The organism is Spirochaetia bacterium (genome assembly GCA_022482625.1).
In the GTDB taxonomy this organism is placed as follows: domain Bacteria; phylum Spirochaetota; class Spirochaetia; order Sphaerochaetales; family Sphaerochaetaceae; genus Pleomorphochaeta.
On record JAKVOU010000001.1, the window covers coordinates 129,189 to 156,091 of the forward strand.

At 42.6% G+C, this 26,903-nt stretch carries 26 protein-coding genes, 1 tRNA gene and 2 pseudogenes; 11 read left to right on the plus strand and 18 right to left on the minus strand.

What is annotated here, in order from left to right:
- Positions 1-2: 2 nt before the first annotated feature.
- The 6 genes and pseudogenes from LKE40_00620 to LKE40_00645 all read right to left on the minus strand — a co-directional run bounded on the left by LKE40_00620 (position 3) and on the right by LKE40_00645 (position 4,046).
- Positions 3-1,109 (minus strand): ATP-binding cassette domain-containing protein, encoded by a 1,107-nt coding sequence (locus LKE40_00620; GenBank protein MCH3916000.1) that lies wholly within the window; start codon positions 1,107-1,109, stop codon positions 3-5.
- The gene (locus tag LKE40_00625; GenBank protein ID MCH3916001.1) at positions 1,106-2,104 is read right to left on the minus strand and encodes an iron ABC transporter permease; all 999 of its coding nucleotides are present in this window, start codon (positions 2,102-2,104) and stop codon (positions 1,106-1,108) included. The genes LKE40_00620 and LKE40_00625 overlap by 4 nt, the downstream gene beginning before the upstream one ends.
- A 189-nt stretch (positions 2,105-2,293) precedes the next feature.
- Positions 2,294-2,983 (minus strand): YjjG family noncanonical pyrimidine nucleotidase, encoded by a 690-nt coding sequence (locus tag LKE40_00630; protein ID MCH3916002.1) that lies wholly within the window; start codon positions 2,981-2,983, stop codon positions 2,294-2,296.
- Between the two features lie 110 nt (positions 2,984-3,093).
- Positions 3,094-3,167, minus strand: a tRNA-Arg gene (locus LKE40_00635).
- Positions 3,168-3,431: 264 nt separating this feature from the next.
- A complete protein-coding gene (locus LKE40_00640; protein ID MCH3916003.1) occupies positions 3,432-3,743 on the minus strand; it encodes a helix-turn-helix domain-containing protein in 312 nt (103 codons plus the stop codon).
- Positions 3,743-4,046: pseudogene (locus LKE40_00645) on the minus strand (type II toxin-antitoxin system RelE/ParE family toxin). The gene LKE40_00640 and the pseudogene LKE40_00645 overlap by 1 nt, the downstream one beginning before the upstream one ends.
- 260 nt (positions 4,047-4,306) lie before the next feature.
- Here LKE40_00645 and tcmP point away from each other — a divergent pair.
- Positions 4,307-5,578 (plus strand): three-Cys-motif partner protein TcmP, encoded by a 1,272-nt coding sequence (tcmP, locus tag LKE40_00650; protein ID MCH3916004.1) that lies wholly within the window; start codon positions 4,307-4,309, stop codon positions 5,576-5,578.
- A gap of 63 nt (positions 5,579-5,641) precedes the next feature.
- Positions 5,642-6,415, plus strand: coding sequence for a radical SAM protein (locus tag LKE40_00655; GenBank protein MCH3916005.1), 774 nt, complete (start codon positions 5,642-5,644; stop codon positions 6,413-6,415).
- A gap of 407 nt (positions 6,416-6,822) precedes the next feature.
- Here the strand turns inward: LKE40_00655 and LKE40_00660 are convergent, their stop codons facing one another.
- A complete protein-coding gene (locus tag LKE40_00660; GenBank protein MCH3916006.1) occupies positions 6,823-7,749 on the minus strand; it encodes a hypothetical protein in 927 nt (308 codons plus the stop codon).
- Between the two features lie 633 nt (positions 7,750-8,382).
- On the opposite strand from LKE40_00660, the gene LKE40_00665 reads away from it, so the two are divergent.
- The gene (locus LKE40_00665; GenBank protein MCH3916007.1) at positions 8,383-9,672 is read left to right on the plus strand and encodes a transposase; all 1,290 of its coding nucleotides are present in this window, start codon (positions 8,383-8,385) and stop codon (positions 9,670-9,672) included.
- Between the two features lie 286 nt (positions 9,673-9,958).
- On the opposite strand, the gene LKE40_00670 is transcribed toward LKE40_00665, so the two are convergent.
- The 6 genes and pseudogenes from LKE40_00670 to LKE40_00695 form a co-directional block, all read right to left on the minus strand.
- Complete coding sequence (locus LKE40_00670; GenBank protein ID MCH3916008.1) at positions 9,959-10,339, minus strand: metal-dependent transcriptional regulator; 381 nt, start codon at positions 10,337-10,339, stop codon at positions 9,959-9,961.
- A 14-nt stretch (positions 10,340-10,353) separates the two neighbouring features.
- A complete protein-coding gene (locus tag LKE40_00675; protein MCH3916009.1) occupies positions 10,354-12,066 on the minus strand; it encodes an ABC transporter ATP-binding protein/permease in 1,713 nt (570 codons plus the stop codon).
- Positions 12,053-13,824, minus strand: a pseudogene (locus tag LKE40_00680) (ABC transporter ATP-binding protein/permease). Before LKE40_00680 ends, LKE40_00675 begins: the two are co-directional and overlap by 14 nt.
- The gene (locus LKE40_00685; GenBank protein ID MCH3916010.1) at positions 13,821-15,296 is read right to left on the minus strand and encodes an energy-coupling factor ABC transporter ATP-binding protein; all 1,476 of its coding nucleotides are present in this window, start codon (positions 15,294-15,296) and stop codon (positions 13,821-13,823) included. The pseudogene LKE40_00680 and the gene LKE40_00685 overlap by 4 nt, the downstream one beginning before the upstream one ends.
- 14 nt (positions 15,297-15,310) lie before the next feature.
- On the minus strand, positions 15,311-16,018 hold the full coding sequence (locus LKE40_00690) for an energy-coupling factor transporter transmembrane protein EcfT (protein ID MCH3916011.1): 708 nt from the start codon (positions 16,016-16,018) through the stop codon (positions 15,311-15,313).
- Entirely contained in the window at positions 16,015-16,626 is a 612-nt protein-coding gene (locus LKE40_00695) for an MptD family putative ECF transporter S component (GenBank protein MCH3916012.1), read from the minus strand. The genes LKE40_00690 and LKE40_00695 overlap by 4 nt, the downstream gene beginning before the upstream one ends.
- A gap of 193 nt (positions 16,627-16,819) precedes the next feature.
- Here LKE40_00695 and LKE40_00700 point away from each other — a divergent pair, with 193 nt between their 5' ends.
- Positions 16,820-17,791: an AraC family transcriptional regulator gene (locus LKE40_00700; protein MCH3916013.1), complete on the plus strand. Its 972-nt coding sequence runs from the start codon at positions 16,820-16,822 to the stop codon at positions 17,789-17,791.
- Between the two features lie 38 nt (positions 17,792-17,829).
- Here LKE40_00700 and LKE40_00705 read toward each other — a convergent pair whose 3' ends face one another.
- From LKE40_00705 to LKE40_00715, 3 genes are all read right to left on the minus strand, one after another.
- Complete coding sequence (locus tag LKE40_00705; protein MCH3916014.1) at positions 17,830-18,594, minus strand: MBL fold metallo-hydrolase; 765 nt, start codon at positions 18,592-18,594, stop codon at positions 17,830-17,832.
- Positions 18,595-18,802: 208 nt separating this feature from the next.
- On the minus strand, positions 18,803-19,222 hold the full coding sequence (locus LKE40_00710; protein ID MCH3916015.1) for a hypothetical protein: 420 nt from the start codon (positions 19,220-19,222) through the stop codon (positions 18,803-18,805).
- A 159-nt stretch (positions 19,223-19,381) separates the two neighbouring features.
- Positions 19,382-19,867, minus strand: a complete 486-nt coding sequence (locus LKE40_00715; protein MCH3916016.1) for a hypothetical protein — start codon at positions 19,865-19,867, stop codon at positions 19,382-19,384.
- Positions 19,868-20,323: 456 nt separating this feature from the next.
- Here LKE40_00715 and LKE40_00720 point away from each other — a divergent pair, with 456 nt between their 5' ends.
- From LKE40_00720 to LKE40_00740, 5 genes are all read left to right on the plus strand, one after another.
- Positions 20,324-21,391: an HD domain-containing protein gene (locus tag LKE40_00720; GenBank protein ID MCH3916017.1), complete on the plus strand. Its 1,068-nt coding sequence runs from the start codon at positions 20,324-20,326 to the stop codon at positions 21,389-21,391.
- 188 nt (positions 21,392-21,579) lie between these two features.
- Entirely contained in the window at positions 21,580-22,095 is a 516-nt protein-coding gene (locus LKE40_00725; GenBank protein MCH3916018.1) for a ferritin, read from the plus strand.
- A gap of 103 nt (positions 22,096-22,198) precedes the next feature.
- The gene (locus LKE40_00730; protein MCH3916019.1) at positions 22,199-22,342 is read left to right on the plus strand and encodes a hypothetical protein; all 144 of its coding nucleotides are present in this window, start codon (positions 22,199-22,201) and stop codon (positions 22,340-22,342) included.
- Positions 22,343-22,495: 153 nt separating this feature from the next.
- Positions 22,496-22,795 (plus strand): hypothetical protein, encoded by a 300-nt coding sequence (locus LKE40_00735; GenBank protein MCH3916020.1) that lies wholly within the window; start codon positions 22,496-22,498, stop codon positions 22,793-22,795.
- A 79-nt stretch (positions 22,796-22,874) separates the two neighbouring features.
- Positions 22,875-23,123: a hypothetical protein gene (locus LKE40_00740; GenBank protein ID MCH3916021.1), complete on the plus strand. Its 249-nt coding sequence runs from the start codon at positions 22,875-22,877 to the stop codon at positions 23,121-23,123.
- 209 nt (positions 23,124-23,332) lie between these two features.
- Here LKE40_00740 and LKE40_00745 read toward each other — a convergent pair whose 3' ends face one another.
- A complete protein-coding gene (locus LKE40_00745; protein ID MCH3916022.1) occupies positions 23,333-23,701 on the minus strand; it encodes an ACT domain-containing protein in 369 nt (122 codons plus the stop codon).
- Between the two features lie 143 nt (positions 23,702-23,844).
- Here LKE40_00745 and LKE40_00750 point away from each other — a divergent pair, with 143 nt between their 5' ends.
- Positions 23,845-24,246 (plus strand): hypothetical protein, encoded by a 402-nt coding sequence (locus LKE40_00750; protein ID MCH3916023.1) that lies wholly within the window; start codon positions 23,845-23,847, stop codon positions 24,244-24,246.
- An 8-nt stretch (positions 24,247-24,254) separates the two neighbouring features.
- On the opposite strand, the gene LKE40_00755 is transcribed toward LKE40_00750, so the two are convergent.
- On the minus strand, positions 24,255-24,659 hold the full coding sequence (locus LKE40_00755; protein ID MCH3916024.1) for a hypothetical protein: 405 nt from the start codon (positions 24,657-24,659) through the stop codon (positions 24,255-24,257).
- Between the two features lie 533 nt (positions 24,660-25,192).
- Here LKE40_00755 and LKE40_00760 point away from each other — a divergent pair.
- A complete protein-coding gene (locus LKE40_00760; GenBank protein ID MCH3916025.1) occupies positions 25,193-26,845 on the plus strand; it encodes a peptide ABC transporter substrate-binding protein in 1,653 nt (550 codons plus the stop codon).
- Positions 26,846-26,903: the final 58 nt, after the last annotated feature.

The following is a 26,903-nucleotide window of genomic DNA, read 5'->3' on the forward strand; positions in this document are numbered from 1 at the left end:
TCTTATTCCTTGACCTTTGAGTAGGTCGTCTTGATACTCAGCTGTTTCAGCTTGCCAAGTTCTTGGCTCAAAGCCATGATCTTGGCTTTCGGTGCTTCAACTGTCAGATTGATCAACTGCAGGTTGTTCCGGCTTCGCATGCCCATCCTGCCTGTGATTATGGAAGCATGCCTGTGCAGGATGGTGTTGATCTCAGGGGTTATGGTCGGATCTTCGATGATAAGTGAAAGGATGGCAAGTGTGCTGGCAAGCTCACAGGTGTCGTTTTCCTTTTCATGTTCCTTCCAGCTGATTTTCTTTTCGAACAATTCCCTTTTTTCCTGGTTGAGCACTTCCAGGGGCAATACGTCGGGATAGCATTTGTCGTCTGTTTCAATTTCCCCGATGATGGCCTTGACGCCGAAGGCTCTGGCAATTGAAGCTTCGGTGATCACCTCATATGTAGGACCGAAGGTTGCCTTGCCTCCTTTTTCAAGCAGAAGGGATTTGTTTGCCCGTTGCAGGGCGTGGTCGGGATAGTGGGTGTTGAAGATGACCCCCATACCGGAGGCTGCAAGGCGGGAAAGGGTATCGAGTACGATGATCTGATTTCTGAAATCGAGATTTGATTCGGGCTCATCCAAGATTAGTACCTTCGGATTTGATACCAGGGCCCGTGCAATGAGTACCATCTGTACTTCGCCGCCAGACAGCTGGTTGACTTTCCTGTCTCTGAGTTCAAGGATGCCAAGTTGTTCCATGGCTTCTTGTGCCGCGATGAGATCTTCCTTTTTGGGGAGGGCAAGGAAAGAGAGACTGCTTGCCCTTCCGAGGAGGACCTGTTCCAGGCAGGTAAGGGATGAAAGTCTGTTCTTTGCCTGTGGCACATACGAGATGATGCTCCATAGTTCCTGGCTGCCATAATGTCTGAGATCCTTGCCGAAAAGGGAACTTGAACCTTTCTTCCATGGTAGAAATCCCATCATGCAGCGCAGGAGTGTCGTTTTTCCTGCGCCATTCGGACCTAGGATAGCCAGCAGGTCGCCTTCATCGGTAGAGAAAGAGATGTCATGCAAGACAGACCGTGCTTCATTGTATCCGAAGAAACCTTCCTTGACATCGAAGATCATAGGCTCCATCCTCCTTTTCTTCTGAGCAGCAGGATGAAGAAAGGTGCTCCTACGATGGCTGTAAGGACTGAAATCGGTATTTCGCTTGCAGTAGCACTTCTTGCCAATGTATCGATGATAAGCATGAAGGTTGCTCCGATTGATATGGAAGCGGGTACCAGCTTGCTGTTGTCACTGCCGAAGAGCATGCGGCAGGCGTGCGGGACCAGCAAGCCTACCCAGCCGACCTGTCCGCACATGCTTACGGCCGAGGCCGTGATCATCGTAGCACTGATAACGGTGGTAGCTCTCAGCAGTCCTACGTTTGTACCGGTGCTTTTTGCTTCGTCGACAGAAAGTGTAAGTATGTTAAGTCTCCATCTGAGCAGATAGAGCAGGACTAATCCGACTACTATGAAGGGAGCTCCCAATAACAGACTGTGATAGTTTGCACTGGAAAGTGAACCCATGAGCCAATAAGAAATGCTTGGCAGCTGTGTTTCTGCATCGGCCGTATACTTTACCAATGTGATGAAGGCGTTGAAGAGAGCTCCGATGATGATACCTGCAAGTATGACTGTGGCCGGTTCCATCTGGTGATTGCTGTTGCCGGTGAGAAAGGTCAGCATGACGGCTACAAGGCCAAATACAAGAGCCAGTATCTGTACACCTATGAGGGAAAAGCCAAGGGAAAGTGCCAGTACGGCACCGAAGGAAGCACCGGATGCTACACCGACGGTATCAGGGGTGGCAAGCGGGTTGGTGAACAGGCTTTGGAATGCCGCTCCTGAAACTGAAAGGCCGGCTCCTACGAGCATTGCAAGCAGAATTCTGGGAATACGTATATTCCTGATGACTATTTCCATCTGCTGGTTTGCTGCATGTCCTCCTGTAAGTACAGAAATGATATCGGAGAACGGAATGGGAAAACGTCCTATGGAAATGGACAACAGAGCTGTTGCAAGGGGAACCACAACCAATAACACTATGGCGGGTAGTTTCAGCCTGTCGTGCACGATGACCTCCTTTATGCCCCGGATACGGATAGGGCACTCCCACCTTATATGTGGGATGGAGGCTCGATCCAATCTTTTCTGTCAGGTGCGTGACCTTGGGGGCAGATTGTTCTTTTATTGACTTCCATACGAGCGTTGTAGTGAAAATCTAACTGAAATATAACGTTTACCAACCGAATATGCAACTGTTTATGCAAGTATTGCACATAATTGGTCCAACTTATCAATCGTATAAGTCGGTGTGGCAATTTCAGAGAGGGGAAGGTGTGTCGGATTATACCAGGCAGTATCTATTCCTGATAGGTTTCCTCCCTTTATATCGGAACTGAGACTGTCTCCTATGATGAGGCACTGCTTCTTTGAGACGGCAAGTTCTGAGAGTACATGGGAGAAAAAAGCAGGAGAGGGCTTCTGTATGCCCATTTCTTCGCTGATGAAAATCTTTCTGAAGAAAGGTCCGAGTCCTGAAGCTTCCAGTCTTCCATGCTGTGTGGTAGCTATGCCGTTGGTAACAAGGGCAAGTACATAGCCTTCACTCTGAAGCTTTTGCAAAAGTGTATCGACGCCTGTGTAGATTTGGCCTTGTTTTGAGAGTTGCTGTGCATAGATGGTACATAACTGTTCTGGGCTCAGTTCTGTATGGCAGTTCGTTTTTGTAAGAAATTGCCTGAAGCGTTCTGTTTTCAGTTCTTCTTGGGTAAGCTCATTTCGTTCATAGGCATTCCAGCAGGTTTGGTTGATTGCAGCATAGGTTTCATAGATATAGTCGGTATACTCAAGGCCGCAGGCCTGTGCGACAAATGCAAGGGCTGTTCGTTCTGCTGTAGGGAAATCAAACAAGGTCCTGTCTGCGTCAAAGAGAAGTGTCGTGTAATCCATGGCAGAAGGATACGTGGAATGGTAGGGCAAGGTCAACAACGTACTTGGAAGATTCGTGGAAATAAAAAGACATACAGTCTTGGAGGCTATATGTCTGGGAAATTATAGTATACACCAATGAGGATTCGAACCTCAGACCCACTGCTTAGAAGGCAGTTGCTCTATCCAACTGAGCTATTGGTGCAAAAATAAAGATGTTTTCCTTGCTTTCAAACCTGTTGTGGTTATTTTCGCAACGAACGTATTTCTATCTCATTTTACTAAAAGTGTCAACATGCAGACAAAACCAGGAAGTGTGGATATTTGCAATCAAAGACTCTTGGCTTGTGTATTATTGAAAACAGTCAAGGAACCTCTGCACTTCCTTCTGGGGGACTAACCCATGAAGCAACTGATATTTATTAAAACGGCTGCAACTTTTTCCGATTATGACTGGTGCTTGTTCTTATCAATTGGTTGCAAGAATCTTTTCGACATATGTAGGATTTGCAGAAACAATCTTCAGCAAAGCAAGGGCTGGGCCCTCAGGTTTCCTTCTGCCTTGTTCCCAATTGCGCAAAGTCCCGACACTGACGCCTATCATCCTTGCAAAATCCTCTTGGGTTTTATCAGTTGTGTTTCTTATTGCAACGATATCAGGAGGCGTAAGGGTAAATCTACGGGAAGCTATCATTTTGTTCTTGCTGATGGCAACTGCTTGTTCTGTGCTTTTCAGCAATTCATCAAACATGCTGTCACTCATAAATTTGTTAGCCATAATCAAAGTTCCTTTACTAGTTTTGCTAACCGATTGACTTGGTTGTCTGTCAAGTTATCAGCAGCATTCTTTGGATTGCAAACAGAAAGTATATTTGCTGATTTGCATTTTTGTAAAAGTAACTTATCCGTATGTCTCCACTTTTTCCTTTATTTTGCAAAGCCCATCGGATTTTACGGATACCGCCACCACCTTTGATGATCTTCCATGTTTCATTAAAAGTTCATTCTGTAGTTTTCGATAAGAACTGTCATTCAGCAACCGTACTATCTGCTTGGTAAAAATCGGTGTTTCAATAAATTCCATATCGCAATACTCCATCAGTGTACGTCAATGACGTAGTAGCGTCAATAAATCAAACGAACATCTAAAAATTATATGTTACTAACTATAATAACAGTTAAATCGAATTTAATTGTAAACTAATAATATATGATTCCTATAGTATTAGTATAAAATTTACTTTTAATTGTTACTAATATATATGTTAGTTTAGAAAAATATTGTACGGAATAAAAAACAAGTATATCCTAACAAAAATAACATATCTTATCAAGGAGATTATAATGGGAAGTTCAACTACTGAGAATTTTTTTACTAATGCAAAACCAAGATGGTCATATATTAAGGATGATTTGCTAAGATGCTATTTACGTGGATACACGAATAAGATTTTAAAAACAAGAAAACCAATTATATACATTGATGGTTTTGCTGGCAGTGGTTTGTTTGAGGGAAAGTCTGTTGCTCCTCAAATTGCCATCACAGATGGGAAAATTCCCTCTTGCTGGGGTTCTCCACTGATTGCACTCAAAACACTTGAACTTGCGGCTAAGGAATCAAAAACAGAAAATCCTCGATTTTATCCTATATTCATTGAAAAAAAATATTATGATCAGTTAAAGAATAACGTAAATAATTCTCAATTTTCTGATATGGATTTGTCGATTGTCCATGGAGATTTTAAAGACGTTATCTCTGATATTATCGAAAAATTAGCAGAGAGTAGTAAGAGGTATAATTTATTTTGCTATATTGATCCATTTGGTATTCGTGATTTAAAAATGACACTTTTGAAGAAACTGAAAAAAGCAAATTTTTTTACTATGGAGTTGTTGATTAATTTTAATTCTTTTGGTTTCTTTAGATCTGCTTGTGCTTTGTATAAAGTTAATGTACGTGAGCTAGAAATTGTGCGTGAAAATGAGGGCCTTGATAATAGTAGTATAGAATATCATTCGGCATCTAAACAATTTTTTGATGAAATAATGCAATGTAATGATTGGTATAATATTATCTTGGATTATAAAAACAATATTATTGATGGTTATCAAGCTGAACAAAAAATTGCTGAATTGTATAAAATGCAACTTATGACTGAAATGCCAATGAATTATGTTTTAGATATTCCCATTAGATTTGATGAATCAAAGCATCCAAAATATCGCATGATTTATGCAACTATGAGTGAAGATGGTGTTCTCCTGATGGCGGATGTAATGAGAAAAAGGGAAGAAATTCTTTTCAAATGCAATGCAAATGGTGATATACAACTAACGCTTTTTGAACAAAAAGATGTGTACGATCCAAAGCCTGCTTTTGATGCGTTCATGGCAATTCTTGGCAACAGAAAAGAAAAAGAGTTGAAAGATCTGTTTGTTGATTTTTATACTCAATTTGGTTTGATTCCTTGGACACGGTGTGAATTTGTGAAAATGTTAGAAAAAGCCGATAAAATTGTCATACGCCGAATTCCTCCTGTTAAAAAGAATGGAATGCCAACGGCGTTTTATACAGAAGGTCCTTCGAGGGAAATTTATATAAAGAAAAAAGGCTAGGGGCATAGTGATTGTTTTTCCTTATTCATGTGTGTTATTTTAGCAAAAGGGAAGGAGACTATTATGGATGCAGATAAGCTGTTATTTGGAACCAAAGAATGGGCTCCTAATAATTTTAATTTTATGAATGGTTGCTCTAATGATTGTACGTATTGTTATGCAAAGAGTATGGCTATCAGATTTAAACGGAAAACTGCCGATACATGGAAAGAGGAAGAGCCTGTTAACATGAAGGGTAAATCATATAGCCACAAAAATGGGTCGATTATGGTACCTTCTTCGCATGATATTACGCCGGGAAATATTGATATTGCATTGTCTGTTCTGAAAAAACTTATTGAAAATGACAATGAATTGCTTTTAGTAACAAAACCCCATTTTGAATGTGTGCAGAAAATTGTAGATACCTTTCAAAAAAGAAAAAAACAGATTTATTTCAGGTTTACTATTGGATCAGCAGATTCATCAGTCCTTAAATTGTGGGAACCTTCTGCTCCTGATTTTGATGAAAGGCTACAATCGCTCATCTACGCTTTTGAAAATGGGTATTCTACGAGTGTTTCCTGTGAACCTTTGCTAGATGATCATTTTGATATACTGTTCAATGCTGTAGTTCAATATACTACAGATGCGATTTGGGTTGGAAAAATGAATATGGCAAAAAATCGAGTAAGAATGAATACCAATGGAACTTTTCCTGTTAATAAAATCGATGAGCTTATTAAAAGCCAATCAGATGAGAAGATACTTGCCCTCTTCAATTCATATAAAAATGAACCAAAGATAAAATGGAAGGAAAGCATAAAAAAAGTTGCTATTTTGTATGGCTTGTTATAACAACATAATATGAATTTGTATTTTATGTTATGAAAGATTGACTATATGATTATTCTTAAAGTCAATAAATCCAACTTGGAAGTTTTTTCTTTTGTTTTTATGCATAAGAGAATTTTCCTGTACTGGTTATAGTTGCCAGCAAAGACTAGATAATCACAATACTGCTATATTAAAAAATATGTAAAAACATTTTGAGAGAGTTAAAAAAAATTGTTTGTAAAATATAGTTTTAAACTATCAATGTTTTCTGAATTATTGAAATTCTAGAATAAAGAAGCCCTTGCTTGCTGCTAGGGGGAACTAACAGAGCAAGGGCAGAAACATAACATAAAAGGCAGTTTTCCCAAGAAATAATCGTATGACTATGACTGTAGGAACAATGGTTTCATGTTATATGTTTGAACTTATTACATGTTTCCATAAGGATACTGAGGCCCATAATAAGCCGGATAGGGGTGGGGACCTGGCATCGGACCCTGCTGGAAATTGCCTTGGGGGGCAGCTGGAGGATTACCTTGACAGTTAGGACAAGGACCAACTGGCCGTCCCATCATATTGCCTGTTCGATATTGCATGGGATTTCCTTGCTCTGATCCGTATCTTTCTTGTGGACTGAAACGCATTACTTCTCCCATCCTGGGTGGTGCTTGGAATGTTCTTGGTCCAGCTTGCTGTCCCATACTCATACAAGTCATCTCTTGTCTGAATTGGAAATTACTCTGTTGCATGTTTGGCATTGTCCTGCCTTGCTGCGGCAGTGCAACTCCTGCACTTCGCTGCTGGATGCGGACCGTAATGTTACCACGCATACCTGCAGTTCTGTTTACTTGGTTTGCACTTGGTCCTTGTGCAGTAGCGCCTGTGCTTTGCTGTTGATCTTGAGCTTTATTGGTGTCAGGGGCATTGAAGGGCCCTGTTGTACCATTGGCTTGCATAGATTTGCTGTTTCCCTGTTGCTGGAATTGCATATTGTTTGGCGCACCAAAACTATTGTTGCCATGGTTTTCAATCCCAGGTCCAGGTTGAGGTCCTCTGGGCATAGCTTGCTGACCCATAGCAGGCATCTGTTGTCCATGCATATTCGGTACCTTCTTGGGAATTTGTACGATCAGCAACTCTTTTCCAAGAGTACCGCTGGTCCGTATATACAATATAGACAGTATGTAATTGCTGTTAGGTACTGTATTCCCTTTGGGAGCAGTGAGTTGGTTGGAAGCAGTTGCGTTTTCTGGATTTGCTGTTTCCTGTTCTGGAGCTTGAGCAAATGCCATGCTGCAGCTAAGCAACACTAGCAACGACAGTACTGAAAACTTGTGTTTTCTAAAGTTTATCATTTCTTTTTCCTTTCTCTTGGGTTCCTTAGCTCCATTTCATGTAGCCTTGTCGGAGTTGCATGAAATGATCTGTCTTGCCGGTTCATTTTGTTTGGTGTGGAACTAACTTGATGTACAGATTTTCATTAGTAGTTTCTATCACCTCACATCTAGTTTAGTTTTATGACAATATTGTAGACAAATTATGTGTAGATTAAGTACAACTTTCCCAATCAATAGGACTATACAATAACACTTGAAATCATCCATTTTTCATACAGAACCCCTCTTTCCTGTAATTTATGGAGAGGGTTACAGTCGATTTGTCGTGTCTCTCGCGGCTTTGCTTGCGGAATGTTGGAAATTTCTCATGTCAGCATACGGTTTCTTCTTGCATATATAGTCTAATTATTGTATAATTAAGACTATACACAAGGAGGGACTGCCATGCCGATCCCAAAGGAAGTACTAGCGGTCGAGCGACCCAAGAATTCAATCGTCATCGTGTACGGCAAGGACCGCGACCGTTACGCGGTAAGGGCCAGGGTCGGATGCAGAAGTGTCGGAAGCCGAAGACTTCCGGTCAACGGTCCGACCATCGGCCATATAGTGGACGGCAAGTACATACCCCTCGGGGAGGATGCCCCGCCGCCCGTGTCCGGGGCGGCAGTGGACCTCAAGGACTGGGCAAACATCATCCTTGCGCAGAAGCTCTTTGCTGACATGCTCATTGAGCTAGGAGAATCCTATGGCAGGGAGGATGCGCTCAGGATCTGGTCCATCGCTGTACTCAGGGTCTGCTTCAGCGGCATCAAGGATCATGAGCTGAAAGATGCGTATGAGGAGAGTTTCCTGTCCGAGCTGTATCCTGATGTAGCCCTCTCGAAGAACACGGTCTCCACCTTCCTGAACAATCTTGGACGTACCTGTTCAAAGATCACCCTGTTCATGAGGGCCAGGGCTTCGAAAGTCGAGATGGATCACCATGTACTGATTGACGGGACATTGAAATCGGATGAATCGAAGGTAAATTCTCTCTCGGATTTTTCCAGGAAAGCCAGGACGAAAGGAACCAGGGACATCTCTGTCCTGTTCGCTTTCGATCTTGAAGCGATGGAACCGGTATGCTCCAAGTGTTTTCCGGGCAACATGCTTGATGTCACCGCCTACGATGAATTCATCTCCGAGCACCAACTGACAAAGGGAATCGTAGTTGCAGACAAAGGATTCCCCCAGTCCGTAGCAAGGCAGCATTTCAAGCAGCATCCCGACCTCCATTACCTGAATCCTCTGAAGAGGAATGCGAAGATTGCATCGCAACTCCATATGCTTGAGTTTACAGAGCTTCTTCAAGGGTATGAAGGCATAACCTGCAGGAAGGAGAAAGGTGGGGACCGATGGCTCTATTCCTTCCGGGATGCCTACAGGGCTTCAAAGGAAGAACGTGACTGGCTGAGCCGAAGCCGGAAAAAGAAGAATTACCGCCTCACTGATCTTGAGAAGGCAAGAGCGACATTCGGGACGGTGGTCCTTGAGTGCGATCTGGACACAGATCCCCAGACGATCTACAAAGCCTATTCCAAGAGATGGGAGATCGAGATTGTCATGAGATTCTACAAGTCAGCACTCGAATTCGATGAGACCCGTGTGCATGACGACTACAGCGTGATAGGAAGCGAGTTCTGCGACTTCCTCGCTTCCGTGCTCACCTTCAGGATGATAGCTGCCTTTGACGAGGCCAAGTTACTCGAAGATTTGCCGTATAAGAAGATCATGAGGATCCTGGCAAGGGCGAAGATGTTCAATGATCCTGGTATCGGGTGGCGTCTGATCAAGATCAATCCGTCACAGGAGGAAGTCCTGAAGAGACTCGACATTCATCCCACAGAGAAGCTTCAACCGAAGAAGAAACGCGGTCGTCCTCCTAAAGTGAAGCCCGTATAGTCTCACTCATTGGGAAAGTTGTAATTAAGGAAAAAGTTGTAAAATGGAAGTAAGGTTGAAATAAGAGACAATCAGATACGTAGCAACAGTGAATTTTTGAAAAGTTACGAGTAAGTTGCGGCATGGGGAGCCAGATAGGAGAAAAGAACAGCTGGTGCTAGTAAAAATGATTTTGGCAATCTGGATTATTTTTTATTTTGACAGCAGCACTTTTTGTATTTCAGCTATGGAACTGCTATAAAGCCAATCAGGCAGTACGAAGGTGATGCAGATAGCAAAAACAGTCCTACTTACAGATTTCAAATCGATTTTTATAAAAAATCTTCAACTTCTGAAATGAATTATTGCTTATAACGTGTGCAATTTGATACGCATCTTTTTGTGCAATATCAGAATCAACGCCAATTTGGACGAGCATAGCTGATAGTATAAGATGCTTTTCATGGGTCTGCCTCGCGATTCGTTCTCCTGCAGGAGTCAAATGGAGAAATTTATTCTGGTCCATGGTAAGAAAGCCTCCTTTCCGAAGAGAGGAAATTGCAAGACTGACACTGGCCTTGGAGCGCTCCATACACTGTGCAAGGTCAATGGAACGTACTTTGTGCTTTTGTTTCAGAAGTAAGAATATCGCCTCAAGATAATCATCATTTGTTGCTTGTGTCTTCATTAAATACCTCATTGTTAAAAATCAGAAAGGTGTTGTTCTGCATGCCACATGGCTGTATATTTTCCGTTCTTTGCAAGCAGCTCCTCATGAGTTCCTGCTTCTGTAACCTTGCCGTTGCATATTACTAAGATTTGATCTGCATGTTTCACTATGGATAAGGTATGAGCAATCATTACGACTGTTTTCTTTCTTTTCATTAAGTTGGCAATAGCTTGCTTTACTGCCAGCTCATTTTCAATGTCCAGGGAAGCCGTAGCCTCATCCAAAAGTAAAATAGGACTATCTTTCAAGATAGCACGGGCAATAGACAAACGTTGTCGCTCGCCGCCTGAGAGGAAGTTGCCATTTTCTCCAGTCAAGGTTTCATACCCCTGTGTCATTTTTTGGATGAAGTCATTGCAATTGGAATCTTTACATGAGGCTTCAATTTCTTCGTCTGTTGCATCAGGACGAGCATGTTTGATGTTATTTCGGATTGTATCATTGAATAGAAACACATCTTGGTCAACCATGGAAATTTGTTCCAGTACCTGTTCTGCGGCTATATCGTCAATAGGTTTTCCTCCGATTGAAATTGTTCCTGAGTCAGCTTCATAATATTTGGCAATGAGGTTAAGAATTGTCGATTTGCCAGAACCTGAATCTCCTACGATAGCGGTTAACTTACCGTCAGGCAGTACGAAAGACAGGTCCTGCAACACGGGTTCTCCTTCTAGATAGGAGAAATCAACATTTTGAAAAACAATCTCATGGGTATCGGTTCTAAAAGGTTCCATGCTGCCTTTTTCTTCTGCTTCATCGAAGATATTCGTAATTTTTTTCTTAGAAATTGCCAGGTTTTTGTAGCTTGTCAAATCGACAAAGATTGTAATGTTCAATTTGGCGAGGAATAAAGGCAACATAGTGAGCAGCAGGTATGAAACCATATCCAATGAACCACTTATTACCGGGTTGGCTGCGATCACCATGATAACAGGGATACTGCACCAAGCGAGGATGCTGTTGACCGCACCGATAGGGATAACTTTGGCTTCGTACCGGTAACTTATATCACTGAAGTCTTTCATTGTCTTTGTTACTGTTTTGTTCTTTGTTCCTCCGATGCCATATGCCCGGAATGTCTGCATGCCTGTTACATATTCTACGATATTACTGACGTTCTTTGCACAGATCTGGTTCTTTGCATTTCCATATTTTTTGACAGCACGGAAAGAAAACCAGAATACCGGGACAAGAATTAAATCTGTAATCAGAAAAATAATCCCTGCCGGTAACCAGATTACTGATGAAAAGATGATGAGCATGATTGAAAGAGAGATATTCTTGACCAGGTCCGCTGTCTTATGGGTAAGTATTTTTTCATAGTTGCTCACATCGCTGGTGATGGTATTGATGTATTGTCCTGTCTGGTTTTGAGTAAATCGGGCAAGAGGAATCTTCTTGATTTTATTTCCCAGATACATCCGGATCTGTTTACTTACTGCCGCCCCACCGATTTGCACTTGGGTATACCCAAAACTATAGATGCACAAGCGAAATAGAAACACACCTACTAAGATTCCTGCAAAGGTAAAAAGTAAATGAATGTGCATAGTACCTAGGAACAACATTTTCATGACTGCATATAAAATCAAGAAATTACACCCTGATAGCAATCCTTCCAAAATTGTAAGTGCCACGCCAATATAAAAATGTTTGTTTTTGTGCAAAACTTTATACTTCTTCATTGAAGCTTTCTCCCTTCAGTTGATAAGACATTGAGCGTGCCTTTTCGTAATCCATCCATGCCCGTTGATAGTATGCGTTTCTTTTCAAGACTTCCTTATGTGTGCCGACTTGGGTAATCGTATGGTTTTCCACGACGGCAACTTTGTCACACATTTTGATCGTTCCTAGTCTGTGGGCAACAATAATGACTGTCTTTCCCTTGCAGAGGTTTTCGATGGCTTTGTCGATTTCCATTTGATTTTCCGGGTCAGCCGCGGAAGTTGCCTCATCAAGAATCAGTATCGGTGCATCCTTGAGGATTGCGCGTGCGAGGGCAATTCTTTGTTTTCTCTCCACCGGAAAAGCGAGAACCAAAACTCCCGACCTTTGTGTCATAGCCATCCGGCAAAGGACATGATAAACTTGTCAATCTGTGCTTTCTGAGCAGCACATCTCACTTCTTCCAAACTGCTGTTGCTTCCCATTCGGATGTTTTCCAATACACTGTCACTTGTCAGAAAAGTTTTTTGGAATACTATGGCAATATGCTTAAGCAATGAGTCATAGGCAATACTTTTGACGTTTTTTCCCCCGATAAGGATTGTTCCTTCCCTGACATCATAAAATCGGGCAATCAACTCAATGATGGTACTTTTCCCAGCCCCTGAACGGCCTACCAAAGCTATTTTTTCACCTAAGGCAATCTGCAGGTTGCAGTGTTGTACTACGTCTGTTTTCCCATCATAGGAAAAGCTGATGTCGTTCAATTCGATGCTGGAATCGGTTGGAAAGTTCCCCTTGCTATCATAAGTGGGAATATCGAGGATTTCTTGGGCCTTTGTCACTCCTGTGAGAACTTTGGCAAAATTACTTCCGAGTTGTTGAAGCGGACGGATTTCCGTCAGGTATAATGAACCGACGTAAGCGAATAGCAGGAAAATACTGGCACTGATGGAACCTTTTAGGAAGAACATCCCGCCTATCGGGACCATAAGCAAGATACCGCATTCAATGATGACGATAAATATTGCATACGGGGGGCCCATTTTCCTTGATGTTTCGTTCCATACCGTATTCTCTTCGTTGATAGCCATTGAAAAATTCCGAAAAGACTGGCTTCCCATATTATAAGCCTTTATCAGCTTCATGCCGCTGATGTATTCAATCATGATGGAGTTGAGTGACATGATGGAGTGATTTATCCTCTCCATCATGTCGCTGGCATTATGAAATAGAATTCCCATTGTTGCGATTGCAGCAAGCATAGGTACCAAAGATATCAGAGCCAACGGCACATTGACTGTCAGAAGATAGACAAATACTGCAACTGGACCGATCATGTAGTAGATCAGCTCGGGTAAATTGTGAGCTAGAAAGAGTTCCAATTTTTCAATGTCTTCATTCAGGACTGTTTTGATATTGCCGGTACTCCGTTCATCCAAAGCTCCCAAGGGAACTTTTGCCATATGGTCGATTACCATACAGCGCACTTTGAACAATGCTCTGTAAGCTCCCTTGTGGGAGGCTATGCCTGCACATCCGAACAGGATGAAACGTACAAGTATCGCAACCGTAATCATACTGGCATTCTTGAGGATGATCTGCTCTGTCATCTGCTTTGCAAAGCCTGCTTTCATCAAGCAATAGATGCCATAGTACGGAACCATCATGCATAAACCGCTGATAGCAGCCAACAAGACAGACAGAAACAAATACCATTTATCTTTTCCTGCCCACTGTAGCAGCAGGGTAACTGAATTTGTTTTTTTTGGCTTCATTTTTCTTGTCCTTCTTTCGTAATGGAAAACAAGGCTTTTATCTTGTTTGTATTTTCTGGGCAGACCAACAGGTTGCTGGCAAGCTTTCCTTTGTCCATGTAAAGGAGCCGATTGCAGGTCTGGCACACGAATTCATAGTCGTGTGTAGTCACGAATATAATTTTTCCTTTTCGAGCCAATGACTCGATGAGCCTTGCTACTCTTGTCATGCTGTCATAGTCAAGGCCGCTGGTAGGCTCATCAAAAACCAAGATTTCTTTCTTGCAGATTACACTGACAGCTACGGCAAGACGCTGCTTTTGTCCTCCTGACAAAGTGTTTGGATGCCAGTGTCGGAACGGTGTCAGCTCCAGTTCCTGTAACGTAGCATTTGCCAAAGCCTTGTCAGGATCCTTGATCCCGAACGTACATTCTTTTTCTACACTTTCTGCAAAAAGCTCATAATTGACGTCCTGCATGACCAGATAGGATTGTTTCATGAGCATTTTGCGGTTTTGCAAAGAGCCATTTAATATGATTTTTCCGTCTGTTTCCTTGTGCAAGCCGCAGATTGCACGGGAAAGGGTTGTCTTTCCTGCTCCGTTATGTCCTGAAATTCCAATGATTTCTCCAGCTTTTACAGAGAGACAGATGTCTTTCAAGGTTTTTTGTTTTTTGTGGAATAGATTGATATCCTTTAATTCCAATGTGGTCCTTGTAGGCCTGGCTTGGGCAGAGCATGGTAATACAGTATGAAGGTCTGTTGCACGTAAGCCCATTTTTCCCCGTAGGAGGGGAGAGAGCAATTGAAGCTCAAGGGGTGAGTACCTACCTTGCAATCTGCCGTTTTCAAAGTAAAATGCACAGTCTATTACATCCATCAGATAGTATAGACGATGCTCTGCAATCAAGATGGTTTTCCGTTGCTTCTTTAAAAGAATTAAGGTTTCTTTCAAGTCTTCAATAGCGCTTATGTCCAGGTTTGAGGAAGGCTCGTCCAAGAGGTAGATGTCAGGGTTCATTGCATATACCGAGGCAAGGGCAATCTTTTGCTTTTCTCCACCTGACAGTTCAAAGATGCTCCTGTCTGATAGATTTTCAATGTGCAGGTCCTTTTTGGCTTGCGTGACTCTCTGATGAAGTTCTTTTGTCGGCAAAGCAATGTTTTCGGTACCGAATGCAATCTCGCTATCTGTGTCTACATTGAAGAACTGCGTTCTGGGATTTTGAAATACCGAGCCTACTTGTGTAGCAATTTTGTGCATTGGCGTTTCAGAAATTTCCATATTGTTGACAGTGATATGGCCTGTCAGCTTTCCTGGGAAAAAGTATGGGATCAGACCATTTATAAGCCGCATGAAGGTCGTTTTCCCACAACCGGAGCGTCCACAGAGTAGGATGCATTTGCCCGTAGGAATGGTAAGATCAATATTTTCCAAACTTTTCACAGCCCTGCCGGCATATGAGAATGATACATTTTCCAATTGAATCAAATTTGTTTACTCCTTTATAGAAAATGCCTTGCAATAAAATAAACGACGAAGCTAGAAAGGATAATGTAGTCAGTAGCACGAAGGTGTATGCGTACAAAGCAGGTACGGGGCTTTGGGTTCTCTATACCTCGCGTTACAGCTGCGATTGATAGCTCATCCGTTGCTTTTGAGGCTGCCATCAGCAATGGTGTGTAGACACATTCAAGAGTTGTCGACGGGTGTTTCAAAAATCCGATTACCGTAGGTGATACATCCCTCAGCCGCATGGCATCTTTGATGAACTGCCAATCTTCCCGTATTGTCGGTATGTATCGGAGCATGATTGCCAAAGGGATTGTAAGTGCTTTTGGTACATGAAGTTTGTGCATGGCAGAAAGAAATTCATTGACTTTTGTCGTTTTTATTATGATGTTCCCCATGAAGCCGCATGGGTACACCTTATGTACCAATCCCAAGAAAGCAACAAGCACAGCTTGTGTGGATTCCTTGGGAAAAGAATATATTGCTTCTGTCAGGAAATAGAAAATTACATAACCGACGATTCCCAAGATTGCCATGCGCAACCTTCCACACAGAAGTGCGAAGAGTGCAATGAGGAGTACAAGACCCAGTTCATATGGTAAGTCAGGAGCCATTGAAGCTGCTAATACACTGATTACCAGAATAGACATTTTGGTTCGGGGATCGAACCATATGCCCTTTCTGTTTGTTTTGCTGTTCATGCAGTAATGCCAGCTTTTTTAAATTGTTTTTTCAGCAGTTTCTTGCCAACCAAGCCACTCAGACTTGCTATGGCTATCGTGCCTACAAACATGATGATCAACACGATTGGACTTGCCATTGCATTCATTGTTTCAATATAGGATTGAGTCGTACCGCCTTCCATCATCGTCGTAGCCCAACTTGAAGGATTGATGAAATAGACTAGATAGGTACCTGTACCACCAAGACATAGGATTGCATAGGCAACAATATTCATTCTTGTACTTTTATATTTTTTGCTTCCGGCAATTATATCGGCTATGATACCACATATGATATAGCCAAGGTCCATTCCCCAGTGCATTCCCAAGAGGAAATAGATGATACCGAGCAGAATTCCTGCAATAGTTATCGGGCCGCGTTTCGGAACTTTTGCTATTAAAAGTAAGAATATAGGTCCTGACAGCAAGGCAGAACCTATCGGCATGTAAAAGGTTGTCATCGGGTTGATTCCAAATGGTATGCTGGCAATAAACATTGCCATCCACAGTAGTGCTGAAAAGATGCCGGTAGTAACCAAGTCTTTTATTGTAAGTCCTCTTTGGTTTGCATAAGATTTTCCAGACATTTTCTCTACTCCTCTTCGATGTCCCAAGCTTCTGTCTGTTGACGTCTTCTTGGGTCGATTGTATAATTTTTGTTAGATAGAACTAACTATATGGACCAAAATAGCATCGAACTTGATGAAGAACAATAATTCGAGCGAAATTTTGCCTCATCGTTTCAAAAGAAAGCCTTATCGTTTCAAGAGGGGGTACGTTATGCAGGAAACAATGGAGGGTTGGAATACTACAATTGTTGAATCTATGGGTTTTTCTTTATGTTTAGGGGAAAATCGCTATGGAACAATGGGGCAATGCTGGAAATTAGCACCTGAGGTAGGGGAGGGATTTTTTTGGGCATATGGAGAAAAAGATCTGTTTGATATCAAAATCCATGATTTTTATTTCAATGAAGATATGCTGATTGAAAATAGGATAGCAGGGTATCTGAGTATATTTTATTATGATTCCATTTCAGGAGAACAACTTACGCCTTATAGGCAAATGAGTCCTGGATGTATTCAAAGCCTTGTCGGCAACGACAAACCATACAGAATTCGGATACATAAGAAAATCCCTGTCCGCTGTATCGGGATAGGAATTTCGCCGGTCTATTATGGGAACTACATGAAAGATCGTTATTCAAAAGAGTATTTTGATCCACATACTGCCTTTGCCAAGCTTAATCAAGATGAGGATTTTCCTGAACTGGTATTTTTGCTGAAGCAGGTTGAAAACTATAGGGGAGAGGGAATTGCTGCCAAGATGTTCTATGAGGGTAAGGTTTCAGAAGTCGTTTCCTTGTTAATCGGACGAATGGAACGCAACTCTCGACAAATGAGCAATAGAAAAATCGATGAACATGATAGTAAGCAGATAAAGGTAGCAGTCGATTATATTGATGCTCACTATGCCTATGATATTCCTTTGAAACAGCTGGCTGGATTTGCCTGCATGGGTACTACAAAGTTCAAAGTAGTATTCAAAAATCTATATGGATGCACGGTGACAAACTATATTCAGCGACAGCGGTTACATCATGCAGAATGTCTTTTGACACAAAACAATCTGACCGTAGGTCAAATTGCGGAAAGTGTCGGTTATTCAACTTCCAGCCGATTGGCAAAACTGTTTCGGCAACATACAGGTCTCTTGCCGACAGAGTTCCGAAAAATGGTCAAAAGAAACTAGCAAGAGAATCAATGGCAAATGTAGCTCATATACTTATATCAATGTAGTTGAACCAGCTTTTTCCCTGTATATTTTCCCATATTCTTCTTGAGTTTGCTGACGGGAAACGGCTTGCCATGTGCTGGGTAGATTGTTTTCGCTCCATCTGCAATGATTTTTTGCCAGCTTTTGTAATATTCATCTATGTTACAGATGAAAATCACACAGTTCTTTGTACCTGCAAAGGAAAGCATATGTGCAGCGGTATCTCCTGCCAAACAACTGCCGTCATCGAACAGGACTGAAATTGAATCTACGGTATGACCTGGCGTAGCAATGATCTTTCCTTGTAAAGGAATCCCTATTTCCTGTAACTGCATATCGCCATCGACAAGGATATCACAGTCCCTGGTAATGTATGGCGTAAATTTCAGATTCTTTGCCTTGTCGACTTTTTTTCTCAAGATGACTGAAAGATAGAACTGTTTGCGTCTGAGAAGCCATGCAACCCGCTTGTTGAGCAAGCCGCCTCCATGGGATTGGTCATTTTCTCCTTTTGCAATGAGATCCTTGCATGGTTTTGACATGACGATACGGATGGAACTGTTTTCCTGAAGAATGTAATGCAACAGCCCGCAATGGTCGTCATGATGATGCGTCAGGATCATATAGGAAACTTGAGAAAGGGATATTCCTACTTCTTTCAACCGTTCCTTGAAGAGGTCCCGATCTTCTTCATAACCGCTGTCCACAAGTACGTATTGGTTACCTGCTTTTACCAGAAAACAATTTGTAACACTTAGTCTGATCGGAATTATTTCCATTTCCTACCACCTGTTTCAGTGGTATCCCAAGGATAATCAGAAAGTCAAGGGATTTACAAAAGGTCTTTATCCTTTCTATGTTTTTCCATATACATATTGTTCTTTTTTGGAAATACCAATCAGGAATATTGAGAAAAGAATAGATGGTTCAAAATGAAAAGCTACACCGGTAGGTCGATGTAGCTCTAGAAATAACATATCCTTTTTATCAGATGCTGTAGACAAAACCAAGGGTAGGTGTGACGGAAATAACTGATTCATCCTTTGCATTTTCATCAGCAAGAAAATCGCCGGTTACGAAAGGATCCCAGGTTACCATACAGGAACAGGACAGCGCCATGGAAGAGTTGAATGTATATTTCAGCTTAGCTGCGATACCAGCACCCCAAGCAGAATGACTTTTAAAATAAGAATCATCGTGGGAGCTGAACACATGGATGAAATTCGGTCCTGCCGCAAGGCCGAGTACCATGGACGGGGAAAGTGCAATCGGATATTGAGCACCTGCAAACAGAAGAATCCAGTTGGCATTGTAATCGTGAGAATCAAAAAATACATACGTGGTACCTCCATCAAAAGGTTCGTATGCAATTGTTGTCAATGACCTGCAGAAATCAACATTTAGCAAGGCTATTGCTGGGACACCGAACTTTGCCGTGACCGTTTCACCAAGGATTGTTCCTTGTTGTGCTACATGTGTTTTTATTGTAGGGAATAGGTAAATATATTACCAAATTAATCAGTAAAGTAAATACATTATATGCTACATATTTCCTATATGGGTCGCTTAGGGCTTCGGTGGCGGGACCTCTTCTGGCTCTCCATGAGGAGGTAGTCCTGGCGCAGGGGCAGGTGGGAAATGTATTTCCATCGTTGGTTTCGGAATGATTTCGAAAACTTTGCCGCAGATTGCTGTCTTTGTCCCAGTCTTGTCAGTCATGTAGCACTGGGCAGTATACAGGCCGGTTGATATCTCATTTATGCTGAAATCCTGAGGAAAGCGAAAGACAGTATGTATATGTCCGTTCTTCCAATCTACCGAATGGGTTTTTGCAATATAGATAGTTCCATTGGGCGCAGTGATATCGCATCCCAAGACTGCGGTTCCTGTCGCAGTACTGTCCCTGACATCGTAACGGATGCTCGCAGTTCCTGAACGGTCGATGAATACGCTCATTGAATAAGGATTTACATCGGGATCCCATCCAAAAGTGGCACATCCGCATAAAAGAAGAAGAAACGGCAATAACAGGACAAATCTTTTTACGTACATGTGACCCTCCACAAAACATGTTTCTGGCTTTTGGAAACAATACCTGAGATCAGGTTGTTTTCCTCTTGATAGCTTCTGAGAAAGAACAGCTATAGTCTATCATACAATCAGGGATGTAGCAATGTTGCTGTTTTATTTGCTTTTTGAACATATAGTTAAGTGATTGATATGTTGAACTGTACAACCAATGGAACCAAGCAACGGACTACAATACATTAGTATTGTTTATAAAATACAGTGTATCAACTTTGTATTGATTCTGTAACATTGGATTGAGTTGGATGTTATTTGTTTTGTACATAATGACTTATTTCCTTATTATGGACAGATGAGAAATGTTAGGTTATAGTTATTGTATAGGACCACTTACTTAGTATCCTATTTCACATTAACAGAGAGGAGTTTATTGCGCGAAGTATAGCCGTAGTTGGTCGCTGAAGACAAATGGAGGAGAATATGAATGACGTCGTCGTTGGTATATGTCCCGAAGAACAAAAAGTCCTGTTGCCGGTACTTGCTCCGTATACTGTTCTGGCAGCTTCTTCAGTCTCACAGCTGTTGTCTTTGCTAGATATACATAGGGATGTTCTTTTTGTGGTTGCAATGCCGGATTATCTTGGTGTCGGAAGCAAAGAGCTTACCCGTGAAGTGAAAAGAAAATTACCTAATTTGCCTCTTTTGCTTATTGAAAATGATGAAACAACATCTTTTGGCAAGGATTACTTCAATTATGGAGTAGTTGATTTTTTGGAATATCCCGCTACTGCCGAGGCTTTTTCCCGAAAAATAGAGGTTTATGTCTTGTTCGATGCCATGCTTGAATCATTGGCGGGAGGTTGCCTGATCTGTACCGAGAAAAACCATCTTGCAGTAGATGACCAGCTGGTCGAGAGGATAGTAAGAGTATTGCAGGTCAACAATGAAGAACTTGAGACACATATGAAACGGACTTCACTGATGATGCAGGTGCTTGCAAACCAGGTTGCGTCACAGCATATTCCTGGATATGAGCTTACCTCAAGACAATTGGAAGCCATGGTCAAAATGGCACCATTGCATGATATAGGCAAGTCCTGTATTCCCCCAGAGTTATTGAACAAACCGGGAAGACTGACCAATGATGAATTTGAAGAAGTAAAACTGCATGTGATCTGTGGAGCGGCGATGATGCAGCGTCATAAGCCAAGGACTGCTGAATGCCAGATGATGCAGGAGACTGCCAATTCCATTATTCTCTGTCATCATGAAAAGTACGATGGAACAGGTTATCCGTATCATCTCAGGAAGGAAGAAATTCCTTTGCCAGGTCGTCTGATGGCTGTGATAGATGTCTATGATGCATTGACAAGCGAACGTCCCTACAAGCATGCTTATCCACACAAACAAGCAGTCCACATACTGTTGTCAGGCAAGGGCACTCACTTTGACCCGACGCTTATCAACGTATTCCTGACAGTTCAGGAAAAGATACATGAGACTTCTGAAGACTACCATTCTTTGGAGAAATCAGATCAATATTACTAAATCGGCAAGTTGCCTTAAAAGTAGCTTCTTAATGCCTGCGATGTTGATTGCAGAAAGCAATGAGCTCAGTATTTGATTTCTTTGTTTCTCAGGATTGAAAAATAAACCTTTAAAATTATCAATAATTATTCTCAATAGCTTGACCTGCAACAGTATCCTTTGTAAATTGGAGTCATGGAGGAATTTTTATGCTGAGTAAGAAAGTAGTCGCAGCTTTGAACGGACAGATAAACAAAGAATTCTATTCGGCTTATCTGTATGTGGATGTTTCAAACTATTATGCAGACCTTGCGCTGGATGGATTTGCAAACTGGTATGATGTCCAGGCAAAAGAAGAACTGGACCATGCTTCATTGATGCAGCAGTACCTGCATGACAATGGTGAAAAGGTTGTACTGGAACCCATCTCAAAGCCAGCACTTGAATTCAAGGACATGAGAACGGGTGTCGCAGGTGTACTGGAACACGAACAGTATATCACAGCGGCAATCAATGATGTCTATACCATTGCGATGGATGAAAAGGATTTCAGGACGATGAAGTTCCTTGATTGGTTCATTGATGAACAGCGGGAAGAAGAGAAAAATGCGGATGGAATTCTCCGTAAGTTTGACCTACTTGATGGTAAAAACGGAAAGAACCTGTATCTTTTGGACAAAGACCTGGCTACCAGGACTTATGCAGCTCCGTCGTTGGTTCTGTAGGTGTACATAACAAATTGACAATAGATAAGGCAGGATTTCCTTTGAGAAGTCCTGCCTTTTTTTGTTTGCCCGGCATGGGTGTTATCTAGACGGTGAAAGTCCGTTGCAGGTTGCGATACAGGAGGAAGAAAACAGACCTGAACTGCTAGCCAGAGGCAAGGGCGTACCAGCGATGGTGGGTCTGAAGGAAGCCCGAGGCAGGAGTGCAGATGAAGTGGCTGCATGGGATGAAAGACAACATCCTTGACCGGGGAGGTCTTCGGGGCGACCTAGGCTGCAATGATGCCGTTTGACGGTCGTAGACAAACGAACCCGAAGAAGTCAGCAGAGGCCATAGCAGTGCAGGGAGAGTGCATGAAGGGCCGAACAATCAGATCTTTCTGAAGGAGGAAAGGCCATCATGCAGAAGACAGACACCCTGAGAGGGACTCAGCCACGGCATGGGGGGAGGGATACCATGAGGGAAGGAAATCCGACAGTACCAAACACGGAGCTTTGCGAGAGGATGCTCTGTCCCGACAACATTGGACTAGCCGTGCAGAACGTGAAACGGAACAATGGCAGTGCAGGGGTCGACGGCATGGAGGTCAGTGAAATCGACGGCCGCATGCGGGAGGACTGGGCACGGATCCGGGGACGGATCCTGGCAAGGAAGTACAAGCCTCAGCCGGTCAGGAGGGTCCATCAAAGGATACCTTGAGGACAGAACAGTCCCGATCCACAGGAGAATCCGCCAATGTCTATGGAAGCAATGGAAGAAGCCTGGGAGAAGGGAGGAGATGCTGAAGAAGCACTGTCCATCTCAGAACAGGTGGAGGCTGAACAACTTCCATGCCTATTCCAGCAACAGGCACTGGTATTTCAGCAAGGCAGTGCTCAATGCATTCATTCCGAAATCGACGATAATCCAAGGGTACGGATTGCTTGACATCGAAGCCTATTACAGGCAGGCGCATGCCAGGAGAATGGAGACAGACAGACGTGTATGTGAAAGTCGCCAGCTAACGCTGGAATTCGGATTTGATTGAACCGCCATATACCAGACCGGTACGTACGGTGGTGTGAGAGGAAAGGTTCTCCGGTTATCCGGAGAACCCGACCTAATCGATTGTAGGTTGCAGGAATAAAATTCAGTCTCTGCAACTGCTCATAATATGTTTTCTTATAAGCATCAAAGTAGGGACATACAATCAGCCAGGCTTGTCTATTACTAGGCATGAGGTCACTTTTACATAATTTAGCTCTCTATGGTATAACCATGTTTTTCAAGCAGGCTGATTGCTTGTCTGAAGTTTTCTTTCTTTGTCAGCACATAATCAGTATCGAAGGTGGAGATTGCAAAGATGCTGATATCATGTGCAGCAAGAAGAGAAGAGATATCTGCAAGGATGCCGATGAGTGAGAAATCAAGAGGCCCGATGACCTTGAAGCATTTCCATCCGCTATCACAGGCAAGTGCATTGGCAGGGACAGAGGAAGAACGGCAGACAAAGGAGATTTCTTCATCTGTTTTTCCAAGAAAACAGAAGCTGTCATTCTCTTTTATCTGGGAACAATCAGGCAGTTTGCATACCGACAGATCTACGTCAAATGTTTTTATTTTCATTTTTTCTCCTTGGAGCTGGTTGCTGTCCATCAGACCTTATGTTTCACAAATATGTCAAGACCATGGAGAAAATACTGGTGTTTTTGCTTGCTGATGCAAAGGATAAGAGGTAAGCTTCTTTCGGCGAGGAGGCCGATATTGCTATGGATGACAATAGAATTGCCCGACTCTGGCTGGAAGTTTCCAGGCCTGGTATGCCGATGTATGTGAAGCAGACCATAGAGGTTGATACCGAGGGGAGTGTACATCAGATTCTTGAGCCCATGGTTTATCTGGGACAAGCTCGTGAGTACTGGTATCGGTTGGAAAAAGAAGATGTTGCAGAATTCTTTGCCGAATTAAAAATCAAAGAGTGGAAGATCAGGCGTGAAGAACATTTTTTTTCCTCCGGAAGCTGGAAATTGACAGTCTGTTATACCGATAATACAAGAGTTTCTGACGGAGGAGCCTGCATCGAGCATCCTACAAAGGAGGTCGTTGCCTTCATGGAATCGCTGCTGGGACTTGTACCGTTCATCGAAGCTCCATGGAGACCCTATCTATGACTGTCTTCTCATGCAACAGTCGAGCATGTCCTTCGTTTCAAAAAAGGGCGGTAAGCCTGTGCCTTGTGGTGAAAATAATCTTCTGCAGCTTCTCTTGGGGTAATCTGTACTCTATCCAGTGAAAGGAAATACCAATTGTCACAAATGCCGAAGAATATTTTGCTGAGAAGTGTCTTCGGGCAACTTTCACAATTTGACATGAACCTATGCATGGAAATGGAAAGCGGAAGATAAATATTTTCCATCCATGAGTAACCGGCATCGGTAAATGTTATCAACGGGCTGATGTCCTTTCTTAGAAAATAGAGGTGTCCGTTTACAGACATACAGATTGCTTCCTTGTCTTTTGCTGTAAAGATATCCGGTGTAGAGGCAATGATGCTGCTGATGATCAGTTTTTCTTCGGTATCCATAGGATGACCTCCTTGAAAAGATTTTAGTGTTGTCAATAATGACATTTTTACTATCTTATATACATAGGATTATTACAAGCTGATTAACATAATTTTATAAAAATTTACATACTATAAATATAATTATACAGACTAAATAAGTCTCTAAGTATATCAAGTATTGTAGAATATCTATCTGTCTAGGGATGGGAAGAGAATCAGCTGTTGTAAATAACTGGTGAACCATTAGACAGAATTTTGCAAAATAGATGAATAAGATACAATATCTGGTTTTGATTCTATCGACATTTTCATATTATTTTACTATTTATATGTTTACTCCAAATCGTATAATATGTCACATAATTGATTTGTATGTAGTTCTATTTTTGCATAAAGTTGCACAAAATTGATATTATTTGCATATTTTAGCACTTCGTATGCAATTTCCCTTGTGTTTGCCATTAATTTAAATTATTCTAGAGCCTAACAGGACGCAAGGATGCGTGTAAGGTTTGCACTCGTCTTGTGGCCTTTTTTTTGGAGGTAAGAATATGAAAAAACTTCTTTTGGCAACCATGTTGCTGGCTTTGCTAGGAAGTACTTTGCTGTTTGCCAACGGTAGCAAGGAAACTGCTCCGGAGGCAACTGCAAAAAGTCCTGACAAAGTGCTGAACGTCATGATTGAAGTCGAAGTTGAGAGCCTTGATCCTCAGGTAGCAACCGATGGTACTTCCTTTGAAGTCATTGCCAACTACACGGACGGCCTCAAACAGATGGCCGCTGATGGCTCTGTCATCAATGCACTGTGTGCAGATGAAAAGGTTTCCTCTGATGGCCTGACTTACACATTCAAGATCAGGGATGATGCCAATTGGTCCAATGGAGAGCCTGTTACTGCACAGGACTTCGTTTTTGGATGGCAGCGTGCTGTGGATCCGGCTCTTGCCAGTGAATATTCCTACATGCTCAGTGACATCGGACAGATCAAGAATGCAGCAAAGATCATTGCAGGAGAACTGCCTGTTACCGCTTTGGGTGTAAAGGCGCTTGACAGCAAGACCCTGCAGGTTCAGCTTGAAGTACCTGTTTCTTACTTCGATGAGTTGCTTTACTTCCCGACATATTATCCTGTCAACAAGGCTTTCTTCGAGAAGTGCGGTGATTCCTTTGCTACCAGTGCCGATACGGTACTGAGCGACGGCGCTTTCAAGCTTACTGAATATGAACCGGCTGCAACCAGTTTCAAGCTTGTAAAGAACCCGGACTACTACAATGCGGACAAGGTCAGGCTTGACGGCCTCAACTACCAGGTGCTCAAGGATAGCCAGCAGGCTTTGATGAGCTATCAGAACGGTGACCTTGATATCATCCAGCTTTCAGGTGATCAGGTTGACCAGGTAAAGGATGACCCGGAATTCAAGAGTGTCGGTGCTGGTTATCTGTGGTACATCAGCCCCAATATGGCAAAGGTACCTGCCCTTAATAACCTCAACCTGCGCAAGGCCATGACCTTTGCCCTTGACCGTCAGTCAATCGTTGACAATGTCGTCAAGGACGGTTCCACTGCTGCTTTTGCTGCTGTTCCTTCTGAACTTGCTACCAATAAGGGAGAAGATTTCACACCGAACCAGACTGAGTTTGCCGATGTATGTGCCTATGACAAGGCAAAGGCTCTTGAGTATTATAACAAGGCCAAGGCAGAATTGGGCAAGGATTCCTTTGAGTTCGAAATGATCGTGGATGACACTGCCATCCAGCAGAATGTTGCAGCAGTCATCAAGGAAGAACTTGAAAAGGCACTTCCTGGCTTGAAGATTGACCTGCGGGTCGAACCCAAGAAGCAGAGGGTCCAGGATATGCAGGACGGTACATTTGAGCTTGGCCTTACCAGGTGGGGGCCGGATTATGCAGATCCTATGACTTATCTCGGTATGTGGGTAACTGACAACAGCAACAACTATGGCCTGTGGAGCAATGCAAAGTATGATGCACTGATCGCAGAATGCACCACCGGTGATCTCTGTACCGATATCGATGGTCGTTGGAAGGCTATGAAGGCTGCTGAAAAGATTGTCATGGATGAGGCTGTCATCTATCCACTGTATCAGCAGTGCAATGCTGACATGATCAAGTCAAACGTGAAAGGCATTGAATTCCATCCTGTCGCACTCAACAGGGTATTCAAGAATACCGTCAAGAACTGATAGTCAGTAAAAAAGGAGCTTTTCTTCCTGTCCGTCAGGGCAGGGAGGCTCCTTGCAT